This is a genomic window from Arthrobacter sp. SLBN-53, from assembly GCF_006715585.1.
Taxonomy (GTDB): Bacteria; Actinomycetota; Actinomycetes; order Mycobacteriales; family Mycobacteriaceae; genus Mycobacterium; species Mycobacterium neoaurum_A.
The window spans coordinates 4,304,359-4,329,761 of record NZ_VFNN01000001.1; the positions used below are offsets into that span (position 1 = coordinate 4,304,359).

At 65.8% G+C, this 25,403-nt stretch carries 22 protein-coding genes and 1 tRNA gene; 14 read left to right on the forward strand and 9 right to left on the reverse strand.

Annotation, left to right across the window (positions count from 1 at the left end):
* The first annotated feature begins 31 nt into the window (after positions 1 to 31).
* Entirely contained in the window at positions 32 to 1,417 is a 1,386-nt protein-coding gene (locus FBY28_RS20670; protein WP_141869152.1) for an FAD-binding oxidoreductase, read from the forward strand.
* Between the two features lie 62 nt (positions 1,418 to 1,479).
* A tRNA-Met gene (locus tag FBY28_RS20675) sits at positions 1,480 to 1,553 on the forward strand.
* A 135-nt stretch (positions 1,554 to 1,688) separates the two neighbouring features.
* Here FBY28_RS20675 and FBY28_RS20680 read toward each other — a convergent pair.
* The gene (locus tag FBY28_RS20680) at positions 1,689 to 3,302 is read right to left on the reverse strand and encodes an LCP family protein (RefSeq protein WP_216847863.1); all 1,614 of its coding nucleotides are present in this window, start codon (positions 3,300 to 3,302) and stop codon (positions 1,689 to 1,691) included.
* A gap of 169 nt (positions 3,303 to 3,471) precedes the next feature.
* On the opposite strand from FBY28_RS20680, the gene FBY28_RS20685 reads away from it, so the two are divergent.
* The 9 genes from FBY28_RS20685 (at position 3,472) to FBY28_RS20725 (ending at position 12,984) form a co-directional block, all read left to right on the forward strand.
* Positions 3,472 to 4,263: a MerR family transcriptional regulator gene (locus FBY28_RS20685; RefSeq protein WP_141869153.1), complete on the forward strand. Its 792-nt coding sequence runs from the start codon at positions 3,472 to 3,474 to the stop codon at positions 4,261 to 4,263.
* Positions 4,264 to 4,621: 358 nt separating this feature from the next.
* A complete protein-coding gene (locus FBY28_RS20690) occupies positions 4,622 to 6,112 on the forward strand; it encodes a purine-cytosine permease family protein (protein ID WP_141869154.1) in 1,491 nt (496 codons plus the stop codon).
* Between the two features lie 46 nt (positions 6,113 to 6,158).
* The gene (locus FBY28_RS20695) at positions 6,159 to 6,632 is read left to right on the forward strand and encodes a RidA family protein (RefSeq protein ID WP_160145515.1); all 474 of its coding nucleotides are present in this window, start codon (positions 6,159 to 6,161) and stop codon (positions 6,630 to 6,632) included.
* Positions 6,625 to 8,115: a 4-hydroxyphenylacetate 3-hydroxylase N-terminal domain-containing protein gene (locus FBY28_RS20700; protein ID WP_141869156.1), complete on the forward strand. Its 1,491-nt coding sequence runs from the start codon at positions 6,625 to 6,627 to the stop codon at positions 8,113 to 8,115. The genes FBY28_RS20695 and FBY28_RS20700 overlap by 8 nt, the downstream gene beginning before the upstream one ends.
* Positions 8,116 to 8,124: 9 nt before the next feature.
* Complete coding sequence (locus tag FBY28_RS20705; protein ID WP_141869157.1) at positions 8,125 to 8,712, forward strand: flavin reductase family protein; 588 nt, start codon at positions 8,125 to 8,127, stop codon at positions 8,710 to 8,712.
* 11 nt (positions 8,713 to 8,723) lie between these two features.
* Positions 8,724 to 9,557, forward strand: a complete 834-nt coding sequence (locus tag FBY28_RS20710; RefSeq protein WP_141869158.1) for a cyclase family protein — start codon at positions 8,724 to 8,726, stop codon at positions 9,555 to 9,557.
* 37 nt (positions 9,558 to 9,594) lie between these two features.
* Positions 9,595 to 10,296, forward strand: coding sequence for a VOC family protein (locus FBY28_RS20715; protein ID WP_216847864.1), 702 nt, complete (start codon positions 9,595 to 9,597; stop codon positions 10,294 to 10,296).
* On the forward strand, positions 10,293 to 11,510 hold the full coding sequence (locus FBY28_RS20720; protein ID WP_141869159.1) for a M20 metallopeptidase family protein: 1,218 nt from the start codon (positions 10,293 to 10,295) through the stop codon (positions 11,508 to 11,510). Before FBY28_RS20715 ends, FBY28_RS20720 begins: the two co-directional genes overlap by 4 nt.
* 112 nt (positions 11,511 to 11,622) lie before the next feature.
* Positions 11,623 to 12,984, forward strand: a complete 1,362-nt coding sequence (locus tag FBY28_RS20725; RefSeq protein ID WP_524912047.1) for an L-serine ammonia-lyase — start codon at positions 11,623 to 11,625, stop codon at positions 12,982 to 12,984.
* A 75-nt stretch (positions 12,985 to 13,059) separates the two neighbouring features.
* Here FBY28_RS20725 and FBY28_RS20730 read toward each other — a convergent pair whose 3' ends face one another.
* The 5 genes from FBY28_RS20730 to FBY28_RS20750 form a co-directional block, all read right to left on the reverse strand.
* Positions 13,060 to 13,566: a VOC family protein gene (locus FBY28_RS20730; protein WP_141869161.1), complete on the reverse strand. Its 507-nt coding sequence runs from the start codon at positions 13,564 to 13,566 to the stop codon at positions 13,060 to 13,062.
* Positions 13,566 to 14,879 (reverse strand): PE-PPE domain-containing protein, encoded by a 1,314-nt coding sequence (locus FBY28_RS20735; protein WP_141869162.1) that lies wholly within the window; start codon positions 14,877 to 14,879, stop codon positions 13,566 to 13,568. The genes FBY28_RS20730 and FBY28_RS20735 overlap by 1 nt, the downstream gene beginning before the upstream one ends.
* 255 nt (positions 14,880 to 15,134) lie before the next feature.
* A complete protein-coding gene (locus FBY28_RS20740) occupies positions 15,135 to 15,851 on the reverse strand; it encodes a cutinase family protein (RefSeq protein WP_216847865.1) in 717 nt (238 codons plus the stop codon).
* A 123-nt stretch (positions 15,852 to 15,974) separates the two neighbouring features.
* Entirely contained in the window at positions 15,975 to 16,610 is a 636-nt protein-coding gene (locus FBY28_RS20745; protein WP_141869163.1) for a GPR1/FUN34/YaaH family transporter, read from the reverse strand.
* Between the two features lie 204 nt (positions 16,611 to 16,814).
* Positions 16,815 to 17,810, reverse strand: coding sequence for an isopenicillin N synthase family dioxygenase (locus FBY28_RS20750; protein ID WP_141869164.1), 996 nt, complete (start codon positions 17,808 to 17,810; stop codon positions 16,815 to 16,817).
* A gap of 218 nt (positions 17,811 to 18,028) precedes the next feature.
* Here FBY28_RS20750 and FBY28_RS20755 point away from each other — a divergent pair, with 218 nt between their 5' ends.
* Together FBY28_RS20755 and FBY28_RS20760 are read left to right on the forward strand one after the other, a co-directional pair.
* Positions 18,029 to 18,385, forward strand: coding sequence for a hypothetical protein (locus tag FBY28_RS20755; protein ID WP_141869165.1), 357 nt, complete (start codon positions 18,029 to 18,031; stop codon positions 18,383 to 18,385).
* Positions 18,386 to 18,452: 67 nt separating this feature from the next.
* On the forward strand, positions 18,453 to 20,075 hold the full coding sequence (locus tag FBY28_RS20760) for a sensor domain-containing diguanylate cyclase (RefSeq protein WP_216847866.1): 1,623 nt from the start codon (positions 18,453 to 18,455) through the stop codon (positions 20,073 to 20,075).
* Between the two features lie 103 nt (positions 20,076 to 20,178).
* On the opposite strand, the gene FBY28_RS20765 is transcribed toward FBY28_RS20760, so the two are convergent.
* From FBY28_RS20765 to FBY28_RS20775, 3 genes are all read right to left on the reverse strand, one after another.
* Positions 20,179 to 21,417 carry a threonine/serine exporter family protein gene (locus FBY28_RS20765; RefSeq protein WP_141869166.1) on the reverse strand — a complete coding sequence of 413 codons (1,239 nt, stop codon included), beginning with the start codon at positions 21,415 to 21,417 and terminating at the stop codon, positions 20,179 to 20,181.
* 72 nt (positions 21,418 to 21,489) lie between these two features.
* Positions 21,490 to 22,650 (reverse strand): iron-containing alcohol dehydrogenase, encoded by a 1,161-nt coding sequence (locus FBY28_RS20770; protein WP_141869167.1) that lies wholly within the window; start codon positions 22,648 to 22,650, stop codon positions 21,490 to 21,492.
* Positions 22,651 to 22,654: 4 nt separating this feature from the next.
* Positions 22,655 to 24,166, reverse strand: coding sequence for a CoA-acylating methylmalonate-semialdehyde dehydrogenase (locus FBY28_RS20775; RefSeq protein ID WP_524912029.1), 1,512 nt, complete (start codon positions 24,164 to 24,166; stop codon positions 22,655 to 22,657).
* Positions 24,167 to 24,249: 83 nt separating this feature from the next.
* Between FBY28_RS20775 and FBY28_RS20780 the strand changes: the two genes are divergently transcribed.
* Entirely contained in the window at positions 24,250 to 25,152 is a 903-nt protein-coding gene (locus FBY28_RS20780; protein ID WP_141869168.1) for a LysR family transcriptional regulator, read from the forward strand.
* Positions 25,153 to 25,403: the final 251 nt, after the last annotated feature.

The following is a 25,403-nucleotide window of genomic DNA, read 5'->3' on the forward strand; positions in this document are numbered from 1 at the left end:
TGCACACCGCACTGCCTGAAAGGACTCTCGCATGCCCCTGGCCGACTCCGTCGACAGCGACGTCGTGTCGACACTGCCCGAGCACGTCAGCGCCCTGGTGGCGCTGCCCGGTGAGCCCGGTTACGAGCGCTGCACACCGTGGAACGTCGCGGTCACGGTGCGGCCGGCCGCCGTGGTGTTCGCGACGGCGCCGCACCATGTTGCCGAGACGGTGCGGTTCGCGGCGTCCCATGGTCTGCGCGTCGGGGTCCAGGCAACCGGGCATGGCGCCACCGCGATCGGTCCGGACACCCTCCTGATCCTCACCGGGGCGATGACGGACTGCGTGATCGACCCGGACACCCGCACCGCGCGCGTCGGCGCCGGAGCGCGGTGGCAGCAGGTCCTCGATGCCGCTGCACCGCATGGCTTGGCGCCCTTGTGTGGGTCGTCGACGAGCGTCGGGGTCGTCGGTTTCCTCACCGGTTGCGGCATCGGGCCGTTGGTCCGCAGTGTCGGATTGTCCTCCGATCATGTGCGAGCCTTCGACGTGGTGACGGGCGCGGGGGAGTACCTGCGGGTGACCCCCGAGGATCACAGCGAGCTCTTCTGGGGTCTGCGCGGGGGCAAGGCCACCCTCGGCATCGTGACGGCGGTGGAGATCGATCTGCTACCGATCTCCGAGTTCTATGGCGGCGCGCTCTATTTCGATGGTGACGATGCGGCTGCGGTGCTGCGCGAATGGGCGCGGTGGAGCGTCGGGTTGCCGGAGAACATCAACACCTCCGTCGCGTTGGCGCAGTTGCCGCCGTTGCCCGGTGTTCCGGAACAATTGGCCGGACGGTTGACCGTGGCCGTGCGCTATGCCGCGCTGGACGACTTGCCCGAAGCCGCAGCGCTTCTGGCACCGATGCGGGAGGCGGCCGCGCCGATTCTGGACACCGTCGGGGTGCTGCCGTACCCGGCGATCGGCGCGGTGCACGCCGAACCGGTCGACCCGATGCCCATTCACGAGGCGCAGGTGCTGTTGCGCGACTTGGATTCTGACGCGGTGAGGGTGGTCTTGGACGCGGCTGGGCCGGGTTCGGGATCGGTGCAGACCATCGTCGAGGTCCGCATGCTCGGAGGTGCCATGGCCCGCCAGGCTCCGCACCCCAGCGCGTTCTGCCACCGCAACGCCAGGTACGCGGTGACGGTTATCGGGGTACCGATGGGGCCGGCCGCCGACATGGTTGTCCCGCAGGCCGACGCGCTCACCGCGGCGTTGCAACCGTGGTCCACGGGCGGGTTGCTGCCCAATTTCGCGCCGGGGACCGATGATGCGCGGACGGCACGCGTCTACGACGCGGGCACCAGGCGCCGGTTGGCCGATCTCGCCGATCAATTTGATCCCGAAGGGGTTCTCGCGGTGGGGCAGGCGGTGCGATTCGCGCGCTAAAACCATGGCTGAGCAGCCGATTTGGTGTGCTGAACGCCCTTGGGTAATGTTGTGTTCACCGACGCGGGGTGGAGCAGCTCGGTAGCTCGCTGGGCTCATAACCCAGAGGTCGCAGGTTCGAATCCTGTCCCCGCTACTAGTGCGGTGTCGCAAGACATCGGAATAGCCGCGGACCTATCTCAGGTCCGCGGCTTTTCCGTTTGGGCCATTGGACCGCCCGGTGCGCACGCGGTCGCGGGGGGAGCCGGGCCGGCTATGGTGCGCCGAGCGGTCAGCGCACGCAGGGAATGCGGGCGCCGGACATCTCGGTCAGATCGGTCGGCGCGGGTGCGTGTGTTCCGGTCGCGGTCGCGTCCACCGTCGTGATCTCCGCGGGCGCCGCCGTTTCTCCCGCGCCCGGCGACATTCCGGTCTCGTAACCATTCGCGGGGTAGTCGGAGCCGAGGGTGACGACGACGGTGTTGAGCGGCACCGCGGAGGAGGATTCGGATGTCACGGCGATGGGCAGGTCGTTCGCGATCGCGGCGGCCGCGTGCTCGGCGCCGGGGCCGTACTCGACGATGGTGGTGTCCGATAGCGCTTCGGCGGTGCCGATGTCACCGCGGGTGAAGCCGTGGGCGCTCAGCTCCTTGGCGACACTGGTCGCCAGCCCCGTGTGCCCGGTCGCATTGACGACATTGACCGCGGCCGGCTCGTCGATTGACGTCGAAGGGCCTGCGGGGACAGGAGGATTCGGCGAGCCGGTCTGGAACAGGTTCTGCACGATCGATCGGATCGTCGCGACGTCGACGATGTTCACGTCCTGCCCGAGTGGGTCCTTACCGAATTCTCCGATCGGCAGCGTGTACAGCGACATCGGCTTGTCGCTCAGCGCCGATGCCTGATCGACGAACTTCATCATGTCGAATCCCGCGTCGACGGCCACGTTCTGCTTGGCCACGTCCGCGAGGTGTCGCAGCGCGGCGGGGTTCGACAGGGCGCCACCGTCCCGTACCGCCTTCACGAGCGAGACGATGAACGCCTGCTGGCGGCGCGTGCGGTCCAGGTCGGTGAAGAGATCATTGTTGAGGTCGCGGCGCTGGCGGACGAAGGCCATCGCCTGGGCGGCATCGATCTGCTGTGTCCCGCGGTGAAAATCGGCACCCGAGAAGTCGTCGGCGGTGTCGTCGTTCAGGCACACCGTGATCGGCTGGACAACCTGCGCGATCTGGAAGAAGGCGCCGAGGGTCACCTCGATGAAATGGTCGACGGGAACGCGCAGTAGGTCGCTGATCGTGTTGATCTGCGCCTTGCGGCCGGCCTCGCGCGCGATCTGCTCGTTGGCCGCGGGATCGGTGGACGTCGACCCGCTGTCGGCGAGCGAGTTCATCGTCTCCTGGTAGGCCAGACCGTAGGCCTGCTTGATCTTTCCCTGGCACTCGCCACTGGGGCAGCCGTGCAGGCGCACGTAGTCGTCGCGCGGGATCGACACCGCGGTCACGGGACCGTTGCCGCCCGGCACATGCAGGAGGATGAGCACGTTGGCGTTGTAACCGCCGACCGTCTCATCACCCGCGTGCAGGGCGTCGTACAGGTCCTTCGGCAGCGGATTGCCGTGCTGATCCAGCCGGCTGTCGAGACCCATGATGAGGATGTTCTGGTCGCCTCCGGTCGAGGTCGCCGCCCCCGCGAGCGCCTCTGAGGTGGTGATCCCGCCTGCGATGTTGCGATACGTCGACCATCCGACGCCCGTGATCACGATCGTGACGACAGCGATGAGAGCGGCGACCGTGCGAAGTGCGACCCGTCCGCGGCGCGACGGACCGCGCCGCGGCATGCGGTGGCGCGGACCTCCCGCCTGCGGCTGCACATCGGTGACCGGCCCAGCGGGCGCACGTTGTGTCATGACGATCCGGAATTATCCGTGGCGACTCTGAGAAGCACCTGATAGCCGACCTGGGCAACGGGTTTCGGTCGAGTGACGTTGGGCACGCGAGAAGCAATGGAGCAGGGTGCGTGGGCGTTCGGTTACCCTGCCGACACGAGCCCGAACGGATACAGCGGAGGCGGTGGGTATGGCTGTCGAACGACCGCGTCAGGTCGGAGAGGTCGCCAAGCTGATCGGAACCTCGCCGAGCCGCATCCGGCTGTGGGGGAACGAAGGGCTTCTCAACGTTCGGCGCACGTCATCGGGACACCGGGTCTATTCGAAGGCCGACATCGACCGACTGCGTGAGGTGAAGCGTCTCGTCGACGAAGAAGGCTGGTCGGCCGCAGCCATCAAGGCCAACCTGAATGCCCACTTCCCCGACAACGTCTCACATGCCAATGCGATCGGTCAGCGGATACGCGGCCTGCGCACCGCCGCGGGCTGGTCACTGCGGGAGCTGGCTGAACAGTCCGGCGTGGCGGCGTCGACCATCAGCAGCCTGGAACGTGGTCAGTCCATGCCGTCGGTGGGGTCGTTGCACAAGCTCGGGCGTGCTTTCGGGATGACGCTGTCGATGTTGTTGGAGGTCCGTGACGCAGACGCCTCCCCGGTGGTGCGCAAGGACGAACGTGTGCTGCTGCCCATGCGCACACCCGGGCTGGCCTGGGAGAAGCTGTACGCGGGGGAGTCCGTCCTGGAGTCGCTGATGGTGACGGTGCAACCTGGGGCAGGCACCGACGGCACCTTGCAGCACGACGGTGAAGAGTTCCTCTACATCATCAAGGGATCGATCGAACTCGTCCTCGACGGCACATTCCGCTTCGACCTGCATGCCGGCGACGCGATGACGTTCGACAGCATGCGCGAACACTCCTACACCAATCCTGGCGCGACGATCGCACAGATCGTCTGGGTGAACACCCCTCCGACCATTTAAGTCGACCCTCGGTCGAGCGGGCCGATGCCAACTGGCGATAGTGCACGTTTCACGCGGGTTACGGGTCCGTGTGACCGGCGTAATTTCACAGCCTCCGGGCGGAAGCAAGATTAAAGTGATGCAACTCTCTGTTACGTTCATGTTACCGGACTTACACGAGCACCTTGAAGGCTTTACCGGTTCGCCGCACAAAAATAGTCTTGCGGCACAACTTCACACCCCGGTCGACCGTTCGGTCAGCACGGGTCTCGGCACCTGGATCGCCCGCTCGCGAGGCGGCGGTACGGAGCCACAGCACGACTGAAAATACGTTGCGGCGCAACGATTTAGACCGCGCGCCCCAGCGAGCTACCGGCGGATGAGAACCGCCGATCCGTCATTGTTCTACTTTCTGGACCCTCGCCCGGTCCCCACCGGAAAGGCACCCCGATACATGGAATCCACCGACAGCGCGCCTCACCTCGAACAAGTCACCATTGCCCCCGTTCCGCAGTCCGCCCGCCGCGGACGGGCCCGTGGGCTGTTCCCCATCTGGTTCGGCGTGCAGATCATGCCGCTGACACTGGTCACCGGCGTTCTGGGGACCACGGTCTACGGATTGCCGCCGGCCTACGCGATCCTGGCGATCGTCATCGGCAACCTGGTCGGGGCGATCTTTGTCTCCCTGCACTCGGTCCAGGGCCCCCGACTGGGGGTTCCGCAGATGGTGCAAAGTCGCGGGCAGTTCGGTCTGCGTGGGTCGCTGCTGGTCTTGGCGGTGGTGGTCCTCATGTACGTGGGCTTCCTGGCCTCGATCCTGGTGCTGGCGGCCTCCTCGCTGCAGGTCATCTTCCCCGGATTGGGCTCGGTGCCGGCTCTTGTCGTCAGCGGCGTGGTCACCCTCGCCCTGGTGATCTTCGGCTACGAGATGATTCACACGGTCAACAAGCTCCTGATGCCGCTGTTCGCGCTGGCCGCGGTCCTCACCCTGATCTATGTCATCGGTAGCGATGGCGCACCCACCGGCGCTGCGGCCGAACAGGCGTTCTCCGTGCACGGTTTCATGGGCATGATGTCGGTGGCCGCCATCTGGCAATTGGCTTATGCGCCTTATGTATCGGACTATTCGCGCTACCTGCCGAGCAGGGTATCGTCTGCGGGCGCGTTCTGGGCCACCTATCTGGGCACCGCGGGTGGGGCCATCCCGATGATGGTGGTGGGGGCGCTGCTCGGGCGAATCTCAGATGGGACCCTGATGGGCTTGAATGCCCTGTTGCCCAGCGGAGTTGGCATCTTCGTCATGGCCGTCTTCTTCTTGGGCTCCATCGACGCCTGCACCATCAACCTCTATGGCCCTGCGCTGTGCGTCGCCACCACGATTCAGACGTTCAAGAACTCCTGGTTGCCCGGCGCCGCCGCCCGGATCGCCATCGCCACCACGGTCAGCGTGCTCAGCGTTTTCATCGCCGCCGTCTTCGCCGACGACTTCCTGGTGAGCTACAGCAACTTCATCCAGGTTCTGCTGTACTTCTTGATCCCTTGGAGCATCATCAATCTCGTCGACTATTACCTCATCCGTAAGGGCGAGTACCACGTCGAATCGTTCTTCCTGCCGACCGGCGGAATCTACGGCCACTACAACAGGGCGGCGGTGATCGCCTACGTCGTCGGATTCCTCGTCCAGCTGCCGTTCATGTCCGGCGCGCTGTACACCGGGTTCGCCGCGAACTGGCTCGGCGGTGTCGACATCGCCTGGGTCGTGGGTTCCGCGCTCACCTATGTCGTCTATCTGCAGCTGGTTCGCCGGCAGGAGACGGTCGCGGTCGGCCAGGCACCCTCCGGGTCGACGGAAACAGCACTTCCCGCCTAACACCAACACGTCCTGGCAGCCGCTTGTCACCAACGAAAGGAACACCATGATCGACGCCATCGCCGGCATCGACATCCCGAGAAACGCCGCCCGGGAGCGCCTGATGCCCAAGGACACCTGGGACTGGCACATGCCCACCCCGTTCTCGCAGGGTTGGAAGATCGGCAATCTGGTCTTCGTCGGCGGCCAGTTGTCCGCCGACGCAAAGGGCAACGTCGTCGGCAAGGGTGACATCGAGGTCCAGACCCGGAATGTCTTCGAGAACATCACCAAAACCCTTGCCGCCGCAGGCGCGGACTGGAGCCACGTCGTCAAGCTCAACACCTATTACTGCTTCGACGGCGACGGTGACGAGGTCCAGGAGAACTGGGCCAAGATGACGAACGTCCGCATGCAGTACCTGCCCGACCCGGGACCGTGCGGCACCGCCGTGCGGGTGTCCGGCCTCATGTACGACGGCTTCCTCATCGAAGCCGAGGTAATCGCAGTCATCACCGACGGGAGTAACACCAATGCCTGAAATCCTCGATCCAGAACGCCTTCGCATCGACAAGGTTGTCGAGGCGCTCAAGGACAGCCCAGAGCCGCACCTGTTGACCGGTGCCCTCTACAAGCAGTCGTTGCGCGACGGACGTCGGATCGTCGACTCGAACGGCCGCGAGATCGAAGACGTCACCACCCACCCGGACCTGCGCGCGGTCGAGACGACGGCTTCGGTGCTGGACGCTCAGTTCTCACCCGAATCGCAGAACATCCTGACTTACACCGGTGATGACGGCGCACGCCGTGGTATCGGGTGGCAGGTGCCCACCACCCGCGAGCACCTGCTGGCCAAGAAGGCCAGCACCGAGTTCATCACCAAGCGCACGATGGGCGTGTACGGCCGCCCTGTCGACTATGGCGCCATGATGGCGCTGGGCTTCCTCTCGACGATCGACCGCATCGAGGCCGAGAACCCCCAGTTCGCACAGAATATCCGTGATTTCGTCACGCTGTCGGCCGACCACAACCTGCTGAGCACAGATCTGATCGCGGATCCTCAGTCGGACAAGAATATTCCGCGTAACGAGCGCCCGTCCCAGCTGCGGATCGTCAAGGAGACCGCAGAGGGGGTCGTGCTCAACGGCGCGAAGGTCGCCGGTAGCATGGGCGCACTGGGCCACTTCTTCACCCTGTCCACCACCCTGGGGCCGGGGCTCGGTCCCGATGCCGCGATCTGGGCTGCGATCCCGATCAACAGCCCAGGCCTGACCCTGCTGCTGCGCGAGCCGACAGCCAAGATGCACTCGCCGCGTGCCGACCATCCTCTCGACCACGCCGGCGAGGAGATGGACCAGATCATCATGTTCGACGATGTGTTCATCCCCAAGGAGTTCATCTTCAGCGCCCGCAACCTGGACCTGCTGACGCTGTACTACGAGAGCTGTGCCTTCTCGCTGTGGTCGGTGATGACCCGGCTGGCCTACCGTGCCGAGATCTTCGCCGGTGTGGCACAGGTGATCACCGAGATCCTGGGCACCGAGAAGATTCCCGGTGTGCAGTCCGCGGTGGCGGATGTGACGCTTTATGCCCAGACGCTCAAGGCCTACGCGCTGGCGACGATCCACGAGTCGGTGGAGTGGAACGGCGTGCAGGTGCCCAATCCGGAGCTGGTCACTGCCGGTCGGCTGTACTCGATCGAGAACTACCCGCGGATCACCTATCAGATCCAGGACCTCTGCGGGCAGGCACTCATCGCCCGATGGCCCGAGAAGGTATGGGACCATCCGGAATTCGGCCCCAAGATGGACGCCTACTTCCCGGGCACCGGCGTGACCGCGCGTGAGAAGAACACGTTCTTCAACTTCGTTTTCGACCTGCTCTCGGGTGCGCATGCAGGCAGGGTCGCGCTGTTCGAAAACGTCAACGCCACCCCGCCGGCGTTTGTCAAGAGCCTGGTGTACAGCAAGACGGACCGTGGCGCGGCAGCCCGCCTCGTTCGCGACTACGTCGGAATCTCCTAGGGAGGCATCATGACCGCGACACAATCGAGTGCAGCAGAGCGCCTCGTCGAGCGGAGCTCGGTGGTCGCACCGGCCGACCCGGTGCCGCACCCGGCGGCCGTCAGTACCGAGCAGACGCCCAAGTTCGTCGATGCCATGCGCGTGCTGGCCACCGGTGTCGTCATCCTCACGGTGGAGGTCGACGGGCTGCCGTGGGGAGTGACGATCAGTTCCTGCTCGTCACTGTCGGCTTCACCGCCGCGGCTTGTCTGCTCGCTGAAGTCGAATTCTGCTGCAGCTGCAGCGATCTCTTCGGGGGAGAGGTTCGGGATCAACATTCTTTCGGCGGCGCAGGCGGAGTTGGCGGCGACGTCCGCCAAACCCGGCACACCGAAGTTCCTCGATCCGTCGATCCTGATCCACTCCGACGATCCCGAGGTGAACACTCCTCAGATCGGGGATGCGCTGTACAACCTCGACTGTGTCGTGGTTTCGCGGGCACAGATCGTCGAACACGATCTCGTCGTCGGTGAAGTGCGCTGGTCCCGATCGGGGCCAGCGCATGATCCGCTTCTCTACTTCGACCGCACATTCCGGGCGCTCGCCCGACAGGCGTGAAAGGAACAACGATGACGGTGACGACACGCGCGGAACTGGTGGCCGAAGGGCAGCGAAAAGCGCTGCACGAGGCGGCCGTCCGCACGGCTCCGGCCAGCACCCCGCTGCTGGGATCCGGACTGCTCGACCGGCCGCAGAAGCTCATCGATCTGACCCGCCCGCTCTATGAGGGCATGCCGATGTGGTTCGGGCACCAAAAGACCTTCACGCCCACCAACCAGGACCACGAGGGCTTCAAGCTATTGCACCAGACCGAGATCGGTTTCTACGCGCGAAACCTCATCATCAGCGAGCACGCCGGGACGCATACCGATGCCACCATCGAGTACGACCCGGCCGGACTGCCGATCGAGAAGCTGGCCCTGGAGATGTACTACGGCTCGGCCGTGTGCCTCGACATGTCAGAGGCCCAGTGGTCTGACCCTGATCCGGATTGCCGGGGATGGGCGACCGAAGACGTGGTGCGTCGGGCCGAGGCCAAGCTCGAGGCGGCCGGGGAGAGCATCAGGCCCGGCGACATCGTGCTGGCCTGGTTCGACTACGGAGATCGGCATTTCCCGACCCCGCAGTACATCAACCACAACCCCGGCTTCTCCTGGGACGGGCTGGAGTACCTGGCCAACAAGGGCATTGTGAACATCGGTACCGACTGCAGCGCCATCGACAACAGTGCCGATGACAAGTTCAGCGGGCACATGGTCTGCAAGAAGTACGGACTGGTCAACACCGAGCATCTGGCGAATCTCGGACAACTCGTCAACAAACGATTCCAGTTCTATGGATTACCGCTGTTCATCACCGGTGGCACCGGATCGCCCATCAGAGCCGTCGCCATCCTCGACTGAACGTCATCCAGATCTTCCCGGTGGGTCCGGTCCTGCCATGGCAGCCGGGCCCGCCGGGACACCAGAGAGGCCACTCGTCGTGCAGTTCGACCACATCATCATCGCCACCACCGACCTGGAACGGTCGGCCGCTCGGCTGGCCGAGACCACCGGTCTCATCGCCGTCGCGGGCGGAATGCATGACGGTCTGGGCACCCACAACGTCATCGTCCCGCTCGGCCGCGGCTACCTCGAACTCGTCGCCGCGCACGACGGCGAACTCGCTCAGCACAACCCCTTCGGTCAGTTGGTGCTGTCCGCGCTCGTCGACACCGATGAAGCTTTCGCAGGCTGGGCGGTGGAGGTCGACGACGTTGCGCTGCGGGCCCGCGCACTGGCCACAGATGAGCACCCGGGCCGCCTGACCCGTCGAGGTGTCGGCATCAAACATCTCGGAATACCTGGCGCGATCGCCTCACCCGGTCTGCCGTTCATCCTCACGCGCGATCCCGGCAGCCAGAAGCCGGAGGCGATGGCGGTAACCCACCGGGTGCTGCCCACCGGTGTCCGTTCACTGTCATTGGCCGAGAGCAGATCCGAGCTCGACCACTGGCTGGCGACACCTGAGACGAGTGTCGACCCGCCACTGACGGTGACCTGCGTGGGCACGGGACGCGGCATCATCTCCGTCGAGATAGCCAGTGCCGGTGGCATTCTGACCCTGACGGCGGCGGAACCCAGCAAGGGGACACGCGAATGACGAACCTGCAGGAACTGCGCCGCGAGTTGCACGCCGGCCCTGAAGTGGGCCTGCAGTTGCCTGCCACCCAGGCGATTCTGTTGCGTGAGCTCGACGGCCTCGGCCTCACCGTGCACGTGGGGGCCGGTCTGAGTTCGGTGATCGCGGTGCTGTCCGGTACAGGATCGATATCGAACGGTCCCCGGCCGACGGTCCTGATCCGCTCGGACATGGATGCGCTGCCGGTGACCGAGACGACCGGTCTGTCATTCGCCGCGCCCGGTGACACCATGCACGCGTGCGGACACGATCTGCACATGGCCGCGCTCGTCGGCGCGATACGTAATCTGGTTGCGCGCCGTGACGAACTGCACGGAGACGTCGTGTTCATGTTCCAGCCAGGCGAAGAGGCCTGGGGCGGAGCACAACTCATGCTGGCGGAAGGCGTACTCGATATCACCGGGACACCGGTCGACGCCGCCCTGGGCATGCATGTGCTGTCTTATGATCTTCCGTTGGGCACGTTCGCGTTCCGTTCGGGTCCGGTGCTGTCGGGATCCAACATCATCACCGTCGATTTTCACGGCAGAGGCGGACACGGATCGGCGCCCCATCTGGCCGCCGACCCGGTCCCGGCGGCCGCCCAGTTCGTGTCCGCGGTGCAACTGGCGCTCAGCCGCGGCATCTCGATGTTCGAACCGGTCACTCTGACGTTCGGTATCTTGAATGCGGGCACGCAACACAATGTCATCGCCGACAGCGCACAGGTTGGTGGTACCTTGCGGACATTCTCCAAAGATGCTGCCGGGCAGGCCCTGCGAATCATCGACGATGTCGCCCACGGCGTGGCCGCTGCCAGCGGCGTGGTAGCTGACGTCACGATCCGACAGGACACCATCCCGACCGTATCGGATCCCGCCGAGACAGCCATAGCGCGATCGGTGGCCGCCTCGGTGCTCGGCGAGGCGCGGGTGCGCAGCCTGTCACAGCCGTACAGCATCTCCGAGGACTTCTGCTGGATTCTCGACCGGGTGCCCGGGGTGTTCGTCATGGTCGGCGCCGGTGGGACACAGTGCGGCAACCCGCCGGCGAACCATTCGCCGCGGGCAACGTTCGACGACTCGATTCTCGATCAGGTCGCCGCCTTCGAAACAGCCTGGGCGATAGAACGACTCGCGCTACTTCACGAGGAGCGCAGTCCCATTCGGGCGCCAGATGGCCACGAGCACGGCTGACGCTGTGCAGGACAGGGGAACCGATCTCATGCCGACCGATATCACCGCGCTGTCACCAACAGTGAGCTCACCCGCGAGAGTCACCGTACGCAAAGATATCTCTGCTTCGGACATCTCCGTTTTCGACATGTTCAGCATTGGGATCGGGCCGTCGTCGTCACACACCGTTGGCCCGATGCTTGCTGCGCGCCAGGCCGTCCACGCACTCGCGGAGCGCACGCAGCTCACCGCAACCGCTGCCGTCAAGGTCACGTTCTACGGATCGCTCGCCGCGACAGGTATCGGGCACGGTACTCCCGGTGCCGTGATTGCCGGGCTCGAGGGGCTCGATCCCCGAACCTGCGACCCGGCCGCTGTCCGGGGGCGCTGGGAGGCGTTGAAAGGCGAGCCGTTGATCAATCTTGCTGGGGCGCACCAGGTGGTCATGTCCATCGCGGATGTCGAGTTCCGGGCCGGCGAGCGGAAGCCGCTGCACACGAATGCAGTCGAGATGATCTTTCTGGATGCCGGTGGGCAGGTTCTCCATCGTGACCTGGCGTACTCGGTGGGCGGCGGGTTCGTGATGCGTGAAGGAGATCTCGCGCAACGTACACATCGGGGAGTATGGCGGGCGTTCAACTCCGCGGACGATCTGCTCGCTGCCTGTACGACCGAGCGGGTCGATATCGCCGAGCTTGCCCTGCGTAATGAGATGTACTGCGCCGACATGCCCTCGGATGAAGCCCTACGCCACAGCCACCTCCGACTGGACGCTATCGCCGCGGCCATGCGGGCGTGTGTGGATGCCGGGACACAGACGACGGGTGTGCTGCCCGGACCTCTGCAGGTGCCGCGGCGGGCCGCTGGGATCGCCACGGCACTCGCCGCGGACACCTCCGGACGGGACCGTAGCACCGAGTGGCTGCATGCCTTCGCGATCGCGGTGAACGAAGAGAACGCCTCCGGCAACCGAATCGTCACCGCTCCGACCAATGGAGCGGCCGGCATCGTGCCCGCGGTGCTGTCCTACTGCGAGCGATTTCTGCATGCGACGCGCGAGACCATCCGCACCTATCTGTTGACCGCAGGGATCATCGGCACCATCATCAAGCGGAACGCATCGATCTCGGGGGCCGAACTGGGCTGCCAGGGCGAGGTCGGTTCCGCGTGTGCGATGGCTGCCGCAGGTCTGTGCGCGGTGCTGGGCGGTTCACCGGCTCAAGTCGAGAATGCCGCTGAGATAGCCATCGAACACCATCTCGGCCTGACGTGTGATCCGGTCGGTGGGCTCGTCCAGATCCCTTGTATCGAGCGCAATGCCGTGGCCTCGGTGACGGCCGTATCGGCAGCGCGATTGGCGCTGCACGGCACCGGGCGCCACCATGTGTCGCTCGATGTCGTGATCGAGACGATGCGCCAGACCGGTAATGACATGTCCGACCGGTACAAGGAGACTGCGACCGGGGGGTTGGCTGTCAATGTCGTCGAGTGTTGACGGCGGCGGTGCGGAGACGACCCCGTGCAGGCCAGGTGTCCGGGGGCTGCCCCGTTACCGGGGCCCCTGAGTAGTTCACCCGCTCATGCCGGACAGGTCGGGCACGTTCTGCATCAACTCGATACGGGTGCCGTCCGGGTCGGTCAGATAGATGAAGCGTCCCGAGGTGGGATCCGCCGGATCCCCCAATACCGTGCGCGTCGACTCCACGAACGTCCCGCCCGCGGCCGCGATCGCTTCGGTCAGACCATCGACGTCTTCCACACGGAACGACAGATGGGTGAAGCCGAGTTCGGTCATCGGCTTGCGATGCCCGGAACCGGTGGTGGGCACATCAACCCACTGCAGCAACTCGATCCTGATGTCGTCGCGGATGAGCATCGCGGAGCGGAACCGGCCTTCCTGCTCCATGGTGGCGGCGACTTCGTTGCTGTCGAAGTCCAGCTGATAGAGCTTCACGAATCCGAAGACTTCGGTATAGAAGCGGATGGAACGGTGGAGGTCGGTGACGCAGATACCGATATGTGAGAAGCCCTGGATCATCACAGGAGTGTGGCAGATCACGCCGCCCGCCGCGGCCACTACACGTTGTCGGTGTGCGGCGCTGCGCCGGCGGGGCTTTCAGTCGAACTCTCAGTCCCGGTGTCGTGGGACCCGCCGCCCACCTGAGACGCCGACGGGCGCTCGACCTCAGCCGACCGGGACGGGGTCACCGATGTCTGCACGCGCTCGTCGTCATCGGGTGTCGGCGTAGCTCGTGTCGAGGTCGAGCGGTGCGGCGTCTTGATGTCGATCCCGTCGTCATCCTCGGCCTGCGGTGACGCAGCCGCCTCGCGGTGGGAGCTGACCTCCTCTTCTCGCTTGTGTCCGGCGGCATGATCGACCGGCACAGCGGCCGAGACATGTTGCGGCGAAACCACCTTCGTCGCATCCTCGGCAGTGGTGGTGGTGGTGGTGGTGGTGGTGGTGGTGGTGGTGGTGGTGGTGGTGACAGTGTCGGTGGTCGGGGCGGCGCGCTCGGTCGCGACCGTGGATTCCTCGGTGGTGGTGGTGACCTGCGGAGAAGTCGTGGTGCGGTTGTACGAACGATCGATCTGCGGCCGAAGCCAGGCGTCGATGAGCGATGTGTCGATTCCGGCCGCGCGGAGGATCGCAGTGACGGGAAGTTCCGCCGTGGGCACCAGATAGTGGGTGGTGGTGCCGCCGAGGATGTTGGTGGTGACGGTTTTCAGCGTGCCCGGCGTGCGCGGGTCCGCTGCGACTCCGTAGTCGGGGTGCACGACCAGGGTGCCCAGCAGGGCATTCATCGCCGACAGCGCGGTCGGACGGTCGGGCCAGTCGGCGAGCCCGTCGTATTCGCGGACGATCTCTGTGGTGTTGTAGGGGGTCGGCAGCGGCCCCAAGGGCACCGTCAGCCACAGCAGTGGGTTTTTGGCGACAATGCCGCCGGTGCCGTTCGTCGGGTCACCGAAGGTGACGAACGACAGTTCGGTGTGCGGGCGATTGGCGGTGATCTGCAGTGCGAGTGACTGTTTGACATAGTTGAGCACGATCGCGCCCTGACTGACGCCGATGAGGGTGATCTTGACACCGTCGGCGACCGACCCGAGTGCGGAGTTCACCCCGCCGGCGCCGATCACGGAGTCCAAAGCGAACAGCAGGCCCGCCGGGTACCCGACGCCGTTGATCGGACCGACATCGTCGAGGTATCCACTCGCCAGATCCAGGGCCTCCTGGGCATGCGGGACGGAGTCGCACAGGCACGTGTAGCGCAAATAGAATGCCGTGCTGCCGGATTGGTGTGTCGTGGCGGCCCGCGCCACCGGTGCGGTGGTCCCGCCGATGATGACGGCGGCTGCGAAACCCGCTGCGGCAAGGCGCCTCGCGACACTCATGAGAATCCTTCGACATAAGAATCGCACGGTGCTCGCGCGCGGCGGTGCGGCGATGCATCGACGGGCGCGGAGCGGTGGACAAAGGGAATTCGCAGGTGGTGCCGAATCCGCAATATAATTGCAGGTTCAACAAGATTATGTAGCGAAATCCGCGGCTTGTCTCGCCGGACCGGGCATCCCGCGGCGCGGTCGCCTGATACCACGGTGAATCTGTTGGGCCTGTGGGCGTCTCGTATCGAAAAGGGTGACGATCCGTCAGTTCGCGGTCGACGACCCCAGCTTGGCGACGACGTAATCCGCCGCCTGGTCGGTGAGGCCGCGCACAGCGTACGCGCCGTGGGCACCCTGGTCGCGACCCGACGGTGAACACACGGGGTCTTCCGGTAGGCACTCGTCGAGGGTCTTGCCCGCGTATTCGGAGCCGACCGTGATAGCGGGCGCGCCGGTGTGGAGCATCTGCAGGAAGCCGCTGGACGGTTTCCCGAACAGCACGACCGCCGCGACGTGGTCGGCCACCTCGGGGGGGAGCGGGCCGGTGATGGTGGGGGGCAGTTGATAACCCTCGGGCACGGCATCCATGGTGAGGTACGCCGCGACCGCGGCCCCTTGCGAGTAGCCTCCTACCACCACTTTGCTGTCAGGGCAGGAAGATACGGTCGAGAGCACCTTGTTCCTGGCGTCGGCGACCCCATCGGCTGCGGTCGCGAAGTCTAGCGATGCCGGATAGTTGACTGCATAGGTGTTGACCGACTTGCCTTCCGCGCGTTGCTGCACGGCGTCGGCGAAGTTCTGCCCGATGGATCCGACGCCGGGCGCCTCGAAGGTGCCACGGGCGAAGATCAGCTGGACGTCGGGGCAAGATTCGGCCGCGGCCGGCGCGATGGCCACGCCGCCGGCAACAGCGGTCAGCAGCGCGGTGGCAGAGGACGCTGATGCGAGGCGGTTCACGGCTTGTCTCACGCTGTCGATCACGGCTCATCCCTGTCTGCGCGGCCACTGGATTGAATCGTTGCCCAGTCAACCAAAAATCGGATAGCTACGCTAACGAATGTGAGCGGCGTCGCACTGACGATGACCGTCGCACCGACGATGACCTCAGCCGACCAGGGGACGTCCCAGCGGGAGAAGCCTGCCCCCGGTTTCCGCCCACAGCGCCGCGGCGTAGAAGTACACGACGAAACCGACGAACACGAAGATCAGCCACCCGCCGGTATGCGTCGCATCGGTGCTGGCGGTGAGGTTTCCGATCAGCAACGCAGCCAGGGCCAGGTCGACCACCAGCAGCAGGACCGGGTAGGTCCAGGGCAGGCGGAGCAGTAGCACCGTCAGCAGGCCGATGGTCACCAGCCAGCTCGTCAGCCAGAGGGCGACGGTGCCGCGGGCATCGGCCGCGGCGATGCCGAACCAGTCGTGCGTGAGGCCCAGCGACAGCACCGCGTAGCTCCCGTAGAAACCGAAGAACGTGCCGTACACGGTCACGTTGACGTTCTGGCCCAGCGCCGCCGACCACAGGGTGGCGATCAGAAGTCCTATCGACGTCGCCGACAACAGGATCGGCACGCCGGCTGCCGGCACGTCGAGGATGCCGGTATTGGTGACGCCGAGCCCGAAGCCGCCGGCGATGATGAGCGGAAGGGCGATCAGCCCGGGATCGCCCGGGCGCGAGGCGACGGTGTCGTGGGGAGTCTGCAGCAGGTCGGGAAGGGCCGGGGGTGTGGCCAGATCGGTCATTCGGATGTCCTTGGTCGCTCAGGCCGTCGCGAGGACGGGTGTGTCGGTGTGGTTGCTGGCAGCGGCTGCCGCGCAGCGCGATTCGCAGCGGGCGATGTGTTGCAGGAACGCGTTGCAGGAAGACGTTGCAGGAAGACTAGGAAGGATGCTCGGTCGCCGGCAGGGTTGCGCTCATGACGACGGCAAGTCTGCAGGCCTTACCGGTCAGTAGCCGGAGTTCGGGATGCGCGTGGGCCGGATCCCGTGATGGCGTTCGGCGACATCGGGATGTGCGCGGGTCCGTGATTTCCAGGCGTTCTCACCGTAGGTGTTGAAGATGGGATTGTCGGGGTCGGCTTCGACACCACGAGCCAGTGCGGCCAGTTCGTCGGGCAGTTCCATCAGCGGAACTGTGGCATCGAGGGCGGGATTGAGGAAGTAGGGGATGGATATCCGGTCGGTGCCCGGCTTCGGTGACAGCACCCGGTGCCGAGTGGCCCGCAGGTAGCCGCCGGTGGCGACTTCCAGGAGTTCGCCGATGTTGACGATGAACGCACCGGGCACCGGCGGCACGTCGACCCACTCACCCGCGGTGAGTTCGACCTGCAGACCCGTCGAGTCCGGCTCGACGAGAAGCAGCGTGAGCACACCCGAATCCTTGTGTGCGCCAACGCCTTGGTCGCTGGCGGCGCCACCCGGGTACCGCACCACCTTGATCAGGGTCGCGGGAAGTCCGGCGAACGCCTCGTCGAACAGGTCCGCGGCGGCTCCCAGCGACTCGGCCCAAAGGCGGAGCAACCGCAGGCCCACCGCCGACAGCGAGCGATCCCAGTCCTGGAAGGCCGCCCGGAAACCCCTCGGCTGCTCGGGCCAGAGGTTGGGACCCTGCAGCCGCCAGTAGCCCTCGGCGCCGGGCACGGTGGCGCGCTCGGGCCCGATATCGATCTGTTCGCGCCAGTCCACCTGGCCATTGGTCAGCTCACCGCCCAGGCGGGAGTAGCCGCGAAACTGCGGGCTCTGCAACTGACTGATCCGGTTCTTGACATCGACCGGCAGCGCGAAGAACTCGCGGGCCGCCGTCAGGACTCCGGCGATCTGCGCGTCCGAGACACCGTGACCGGTCAGGTAGAAGAAGCCGTACGTGTGGGCGGCCTCCCGCAACGCGACACGGAAACCGTCGGGGTGGGTCTGCGCCTCCGACAGATCGAGCACCGGCAACATTCTTCATAGCCTGCACCATCGGCGGCGACCCCAGATACCGCGGGCCGAGATGTGGGTCCCGGGCCGTTATGGGATCGTAAGGGCGCGGGCGTGTGTGGGCGGGGGATCGGAGGGCACGGGTGAAAGCGACTCGGTATCGGATGGCGACGGCTCAGGTCGTGGGGGATTGCGGACGTGCCTGCAGCCGACGCCGTCATCTTCGGCCGGGGGCACGGCCGGTGTCCGATGATGCCGACGCGCTGGCAACCATGGCGGCCGTGGGACTGCGGCAAGGCATGCGCAGTTCCTCGCTGAGGCGCCGCGCGGGAATGACGATCGGGGTCGCCAGGGACCCCGCACCGTGGATGAAAGCCCATGTCGATCGACTTGCCGAGTTGCTCACCGAGTTTCACGGGCTATCCATACCCCGTCAGGTACTGCGAGCCGAGCTCGCCCGGTACCTCACGGACTGTTCGTCGTTGTTCGCCATCAGCCGCTTCGAGGCCCGAAGTCATGTCACCGAGGAAATGATGCGGCAATCGGCGGCGGAACTCGCCAGGGACTACCTGCGACGGATACGCACCGACACCGTGTGAGGCCACTACGGGGTGGCCCAGCCCGGGGCCGCCACGATTACCGCTGAACAAGGGCGTGACAGCGGCTATGTTTGCGAACAAGACCGGCGCCGTTCTCGGTGCGGCGGAGGGTGTGCAGGGGACCGATATGTACCGACAGGGTGTTCTGGACGCGACCTCCGGCATCGACAGTGCCAAGGTGTGGCAGGCCGCCAACGGTGAGTGGCCGCCGGTCATCGACGAGCTCATCGGGGCCGCCGCCGAGGTGCCGGTGCTCAAGGCGTTGCTGCGGATAGCAGAGGCGGTATTACGCCCGGATTCGTTCGCGCACGTCCTCGAGGTCATCGCCGAGCAGACCGTCCATGCGCTGGGAGCAGCATCGGTGTCCATCTGTCGGTGGGAACGTGAATGCAACGCGCTGCAGACGCTGATCAACGTGGGCAGCCTCGGACCGCATGAGCGTCGGTGGCCCTCCGACGAATTCTATTACGTGGCAAACGAATCGGATGTCGCCGAGCTCCTGCACGACGGGCGGTCCTACACACACCACATCGATGACCCCGCCTGCCCGCCGCGGTCCAGAGTGCTTCTCGAAGCGCTCGGTAAAGAATGTGAGCTCGCCGTCCCGATCATGGCGGGCGACGTGATGTGGGGTGAGGTATGGGTGAGCGGCGCCGATGGCCGCCGTTTCGATCATGGCGACGCCCAACTCCTGCAGGCGGTCGCCGCCTTTGTGGCCATTGCGATCGGACGGTCGGAGCTGATCAGCACCATCTGGGGCTACGCCTATGAAGATCCGCTGACGGGGCTGGCGAATCGGCGGGCGCTGTCGGAGTTCTGCGACAGGATCGAATGGGGTCAGGTCGACGTGGTGGCACTGGTCTGCGACCTGGACGGTTTCAAACAGGTCAACGATCAGTCGGGCCATCCCGCCGGGGACCAGTTGCTCCGCGACGTCGCAGCGGTGCTGTCCGGGCTGGCGCGCACCCTTGCGGGTGCCCTCGTTACCCGGTTGGGGGGTGACGAATTCTGCATACTGGTGCCCAACGCGACGATGGCCCACGCCCAGGAACTGGCCAAGTGCGCCACCCGTGACATCCGCGAGGCCGTCGGTGGACTGGTCAGTGTGTCCTGGGGCGCTGCCGCCACGAGCGACCGAAGCGACTGCACCGGTGATGAGTTGCTTGCCGCCGCGGACGCGGCACTGCTGGAGGCAAAGCGCCACGGCCCCGCCCACTTCAGCTCGGTGGTGATCTCCGAGCACCTTCCGGTCGGGTCGGGAGACCGCAGCAACGATGTGCACCGCGGCGCGCAGTTCCTGACCGACAGCGTGGTGCGGATTCTCGGCGAGAACCCGCAACTGTCGCATTTGGAGGCCTTGGAGGTCCTCGCCATCCAGATGCAGCGCGCGGTGAACACGTGCGCCTACGCCTTATCGGTGGTCTCCGCGGACGGTGCATCGGTGGCGACGGCACGCAAGATGGATATCGTGCGCGAACCCGACTCGGACCTGGCGATCCTGACCGATCTGGGTGTCGACGGCGGCGAGCTCGCCGACTACCCGGAAAGCGAGCGTGCGCTCAGGGAGGCGTCGACATTCTTCGCCTCCCGTGACGACGAGTCGTCGGATCCCAGCGAGGTGGCCCTGTTGGAGGTGCTCGGGTACCGCGCGGTGCTCGGGGTAGGCGTGCACGCGGTGGAGAACAGGTAACTGGTGGAGATCTACTGCAACACCGATATCGAACAGCTGCGCGATATCGCACCGCTGGCTCAGGTTCTCGCGCACTACTGCGTGTCGCGGCCGCCCGTCGGGCTCACCGGCGCCGACGGTTCACCACGACGTCGCGAACATGAATCGGTATTGCCAGACCCGCTGCCATCGCCGCAATGATCGCGACAGCCGTCGCCGCACTGGAGGCAGTGGTGGCCAACAACTGCGGGGCGGGATCGCCGACGAGTCCGACCACACCGTCGACCGTCGCCAGCACGTACGAGCCGGGAACCAGCGATACCACCGATGCGAAACCGATTCCGGCGAAGGGTATTCGCAACGCGTGTGAGACCGGCGCCAGTGCGGCGCCGACGATCAGGCAGGCGATGAGGGCGGCCGTCGCGGGCCCGCAGTGCCACACCGAAAGTGCCACCCAGTGTCCGGCGTGTGCCAGCATGCCGGCAGCGACCGGCCACAGGATGAATCGGTAGGGCATCGAGAAGTACACCGCGTAGCAGGCTGCCGCGACCCCCGCGGCGATCACGTCGCCCGGTAGCGGTGTCTTCATGCCGGTGCCGAGGTGGGGGAACGGCGCCCCGCCCAGCTGCACACCGAGCAGGAGTCCGACGCCGATTCCGACGAGAATCACCGCGGCCCAGCCGATTCGGCACATACCCAGCCCGATGCGCGCGGACAGCAGGTCCAGCGCCCCGTTGAGGATGTGCGGGCCCGGAACCAGGATCAGCACGGCGCACAATGCCACGAGGGCTGACCCGGCGCCGAGGTGCGCGTTCATCGCGAGGGCTCCGACGAATCCCGACACCGTTGCGGCGAGGAACGCCTGGCCGAGCGGTCCGGCACCCCAGTGCCCGGCGACGCGCCGCAACATTCCGCCGATCGCCCCGGTCAGCGCGGCCAACAACACCACCGTCGGGTTGTCGGCACCGAAGATGACGGCAAGCGCGCCCGCGCCGCCGGCACAGGCCAGTGTGAACAGCGCCGGGTGCGACACCGGCAGGGATGCCGCCTCGTGGAGCGCGCGGCGTACCTCGTCCAGACCCACGGGGCCGTCCTCGGCGGTGTCGACCACCCGCATGACGGCGGCCACCCGCGCGATGTTCACCGCCGTCGGCGACACCGGTACGGCCTGAGCCGCACCGGTGTCATCACCGGAATCGGTCAGTATCAACGACTGCCACGACGGGATGAGCGTCGTGGAGATGTCCAGACCGTTGTTCAGCCTGTCCACCGCCGCCAGCGTCATGCCGGTGGACTGGCCGTTGTTCTGCAGCATCGCAGCAACGTCGAGCACCGTACTGCTCGCTGATGCCGGACTGCCCATGGTGGCTCCCTCGTGGTCGGTCCGCCCACACTATGCGGTGCCACCACGATGCGGCCCGGGAACGCCGCCTGCCTACTGGTAGATCGCCTGGTACAGCTCGATCACCTCGTCGGCGTCGGGAACCCGCGGGTTGTTGCCCGGAGAACCGGAGGCCAGCGCCTGCGCGGCCATCACCTCCAGGCGGGAATCCCACTCCGTCGAATCGATGCCGTACTGCGCCGGTGACGGCACCGCGACATCGGCGCACAGGGCGTCGAGTTCGTCGACCAGCGCACCGGCTGCCACGGCATCACTGGCCGAATCGTCGGCCACGCGCATCGCACGCGCACACTCGGCATACCGGGCGGTAGCCGCCTGCGCCGAGAATCGGGTGACGGCCGGCAGCAGCATCGCGTTCGACAAACCATGTGCGACATGGAAATGCCCGCCGATGGGACGACTCATACCGTGTACCAGTGCCACGCTGGCGTTGGAGAATGCCATCCCGGCCTGGGTCGAGGCGAGCATCATCGCTTCCCGCGCGGCCCGATCCTCACCGTCGGCATACGCGCGCCGCAGGTTGGCGCTGATGGTGCGCATGGCCACGAGCGCCATTCCGTCGCTGAACGGATTCGCGCGACGGCTCACATAGGCCTCGATGGCGTGGGTGAGTGCGTCCACACCGGTATCGGCGGTCAGGCGAGCAGGCATCGATATGGTCAGCTCGAAGTCGATCACGGTCGCGATCGGTAGGAACGACAATCCGGGACACAGCATCTTCTCGTCGGTGTCATCATCGGTGATGACCGTGAACTGTGTTGCCTCCGAGCCGCTTCCCGCGGTCGTCGGTACCGCGACGATGGGCAGCGCGGGACCGGCGTACAAGTTCGGTGCCTTGAAGGAGGCGATGTCGCCCTCGGCGACCGCCAGGACGGCCAGCGCCTTCGCAGTGTCCATGGGACTCCCGCCGCCGAACCCGATGACACCGTCGGCGCGGTGGTTTCGCACGGCCTCAAGTCCGGGCAGCAGCGATGACGATGTCGGATCGGGCACCGTCTCGGCGAACAGTGCCGGCTCGCAGCCGGCGTCGCGCAGGATGGCCAGCAGCCGATCGGCCTGACCGGTATCGGCGAGGTAGCCGTCGGTCACCAGGACCGGACGCGTGATACCGACTTGCGCACACAGGGCCCCGAGGTCGGCCGCTGCGCCTGCGCCGATCTTGCTGTGCCGGGGGAGAGTCACGTTGTAAGACATGGTTTTATCCGTTCTCGGGGAAGCCGAGGTTGATGCCGCCGTGGGAGGGGTCCAGCCAGCGGGTGGTGATGGCTTTGGTGCGGGTGTAGAAGTGCACGCCTTCCATGCCGTGGGCGTGGGAGTCGCCGAAGAGGGAGGCTTTCCAGCCGCCGAAGCTGTAGTAGGCCATGGGGACGGGGATGGGGACGTTGATGCCGACCATGCCGACTTCGACTTCGTTTTGGAAGCGTCGGGCGGCGCCGCCGTCGTTGGTGAAGATGGCGGTGCCGTTGCCGTAGGGGTTGGTGTTGATGAGTTGTAGGGCTTGGTCGTAGGTGTCCACGCGTAGGACGGAGAGGACGGGGCCGAAGATTTCGTCGGTGTAGACGCTCATGTCGGGGGTGACGTTGTCGAGCAGGGTGGGGCCCAGCCAGAAGCCGTCTGCTCCACCGTCGGCTTGTACCTGGCGGCCGTCGACGACGACTTTGGCGCCGTCGGCTTCGCCGGCGTCGATGTAGGAGGCGACCTTGTCGCGGTGGGCTTTGGTGACCAGGGGGCCCATGTCGGTGTTTTTGGTGCCGTCGCCGATTTTCAGGCCGGTGGTGCGTTCGGCGATTTTGGCGACGAGGTCGTCGGCGATGGGGCCGACGGCGACGGCTGCGGAGATGGCCATGCAGCGTTCCCCGGCGGAGCCGAAGCCGGCGTTGACCATGGCGTCGGCGGCCAGGTCGAGGTCGGCGTCGGGGAGGATGACGGCGTGGTTTTTGGCTCCGCCGAGGGCCTGGACGCGTTTGCCGGTGGCGGTGGCGGTGGCGTAGACGTATTGGGCGATGGGGGTGGACCCGACGAAGGACACGGCCTTGATGGCGGGGTTGGTCAGGATTTCGTCGACGGCGGTTTTGTCGCCTTGTAGGACGTTGAACACGCCGTCGGGCAGGCCGGCTTCTTTCCAGAGGTTGGCCAGCCACAGCGAGGCGGAGGGGTCTTTTTCGGAGGGTTTGAGCACGATGGTGTTGCCGGCGGCGATGGCCAGGGGGAAGAACCACATGGGGACCATGGCGGGGAAGTTGAACGGGGAGATGATCGCGACCGGGCCAAGGGGTTGCAGGATGTTGTGGACGTCGACCTTGGTGGAGGCGTTTTCGGTGTAGCCGCCTTTGAGCAGGTGGGGGATGCCGCAGGCGAATTCGACGACTTCTTGACCGCGGGCTACTTCGCCGAGGGCGTCGGAGACGACCTTGCCGTGCTCGCTGGTGATGATTTCGGCGAGTTCGCCTTTGCGGGCGTTGAGGAGTTCGCGGAAGGTGAACAGCACCTGGGTGCGTTTGGCCAGGGAGGTGTCGCGCCAGGCGGGGAATGCGGCGGCGGCGGCGGCGATGACGGTCTGTGCGTCGGCGACCGAGGCCAACGCGACCTGGCCGGTCACCGCGCCCGAGGCGGGGTTCGTCACGGGGGCGGTCTGCCCCGAGGTGCCTTGAAAGAGTGTGTTGTTCAGCCAGTGGACGATGGCTGCGGGCTGCTGTGCGGTCTGAGTCACCCCACTATGGGAAGTGAGATTTGCGCACGAGTCAACGAGTAAATACGCTCCGGGGACTGCAGAAATGCACGACAGGAGGTCGTATGCTCAGCGCGGACAATCTCCGCTACTTTCTCGAAGTGGCGCGGGCCGGTCGGCTGAGCGACGCCTCGAGGGTGTTGGAGGTCGATCACACCACGGTGGGGCGGCGGATCACCGCTCTTGAGCGGTCGGTGGGTGAGCGGCTCTTCGACCGGGCACCCAGCGGATGGCGCCTCACCGAGGCGGGCAAACGGATGATGCCCCGCGCCGAGGCGGTCGAATCGGCGGTGATGGCCGCCTACGACGTCCAGGGCGCGACGCCCGACATCCTGACCGGTTCGATACGTATCACGGCCACCGACGGTTTCGGCGCGTTCATCATCGCGCCGCACCTCGTGGAGCTGAAGGCGGCGCACCCACGTCTGACCGTCGAGCTCGTCACGGCCACCGTGCACAATGCGGTGTCCGAGCGGCACTTCGACGTCGCCGTCACACTGGAGCGGCCGACGTCGCGGGCGGTTCGCTCGGAGGTGCTGTGCCACTACGACCTCGGTCTCTACGCGACCCCGGAGTACCTGGACGGCCATCCTCCCATCGCGAAGATCGCCGATCTGCGGGCGCACACCCTGATCTGGTACGTCAATGCGTTGATGGACGTCGAACCGCTGCGGATTCTCGACGAGCTACCCCATGTCCAGAGTGTCGATGCGCAGATATCCAACATCACCGGGCACTGGCTGGCGGCGCGAAGTGGGCTCGGTGTCGCGCCACTGCCCGCGTATATCGCCAACGGCGACGAACGCCTTGTCCGGGTTCTTCCGGATGCCTTCAGTGTCCGCCGGCTGTACTGGCTGGTCGTGCCGCGCGAGTTGGAGCGTCTCGAGCGAGTGCGCACGGTGTGTGCATTCCTGCGCGATACGGTCGAAGCGCACCCCGACCTCAACCTGGGCAGGCGCTCGCCCTAGTCGAGGCGACAATGAAAATATATGTGCCACAAGGTAATTGAAGAATACAAAGGTGCTGTCTATTGGGCTGCATTTATGCACGGCGGGGTGCAGTAATGGCCATTGACTTCAGCCTCGCCCGCGGATGAGATGTAGTTCACATCCTTAGGTAAACGACTCCGGTGTGGCGCTGAACGAGGTTATCGGTGCGCCATGTCGTCCGCCCACGAGATGTCACCGAATGCACCGGAACCCCGCCGCGCAGATCAGAG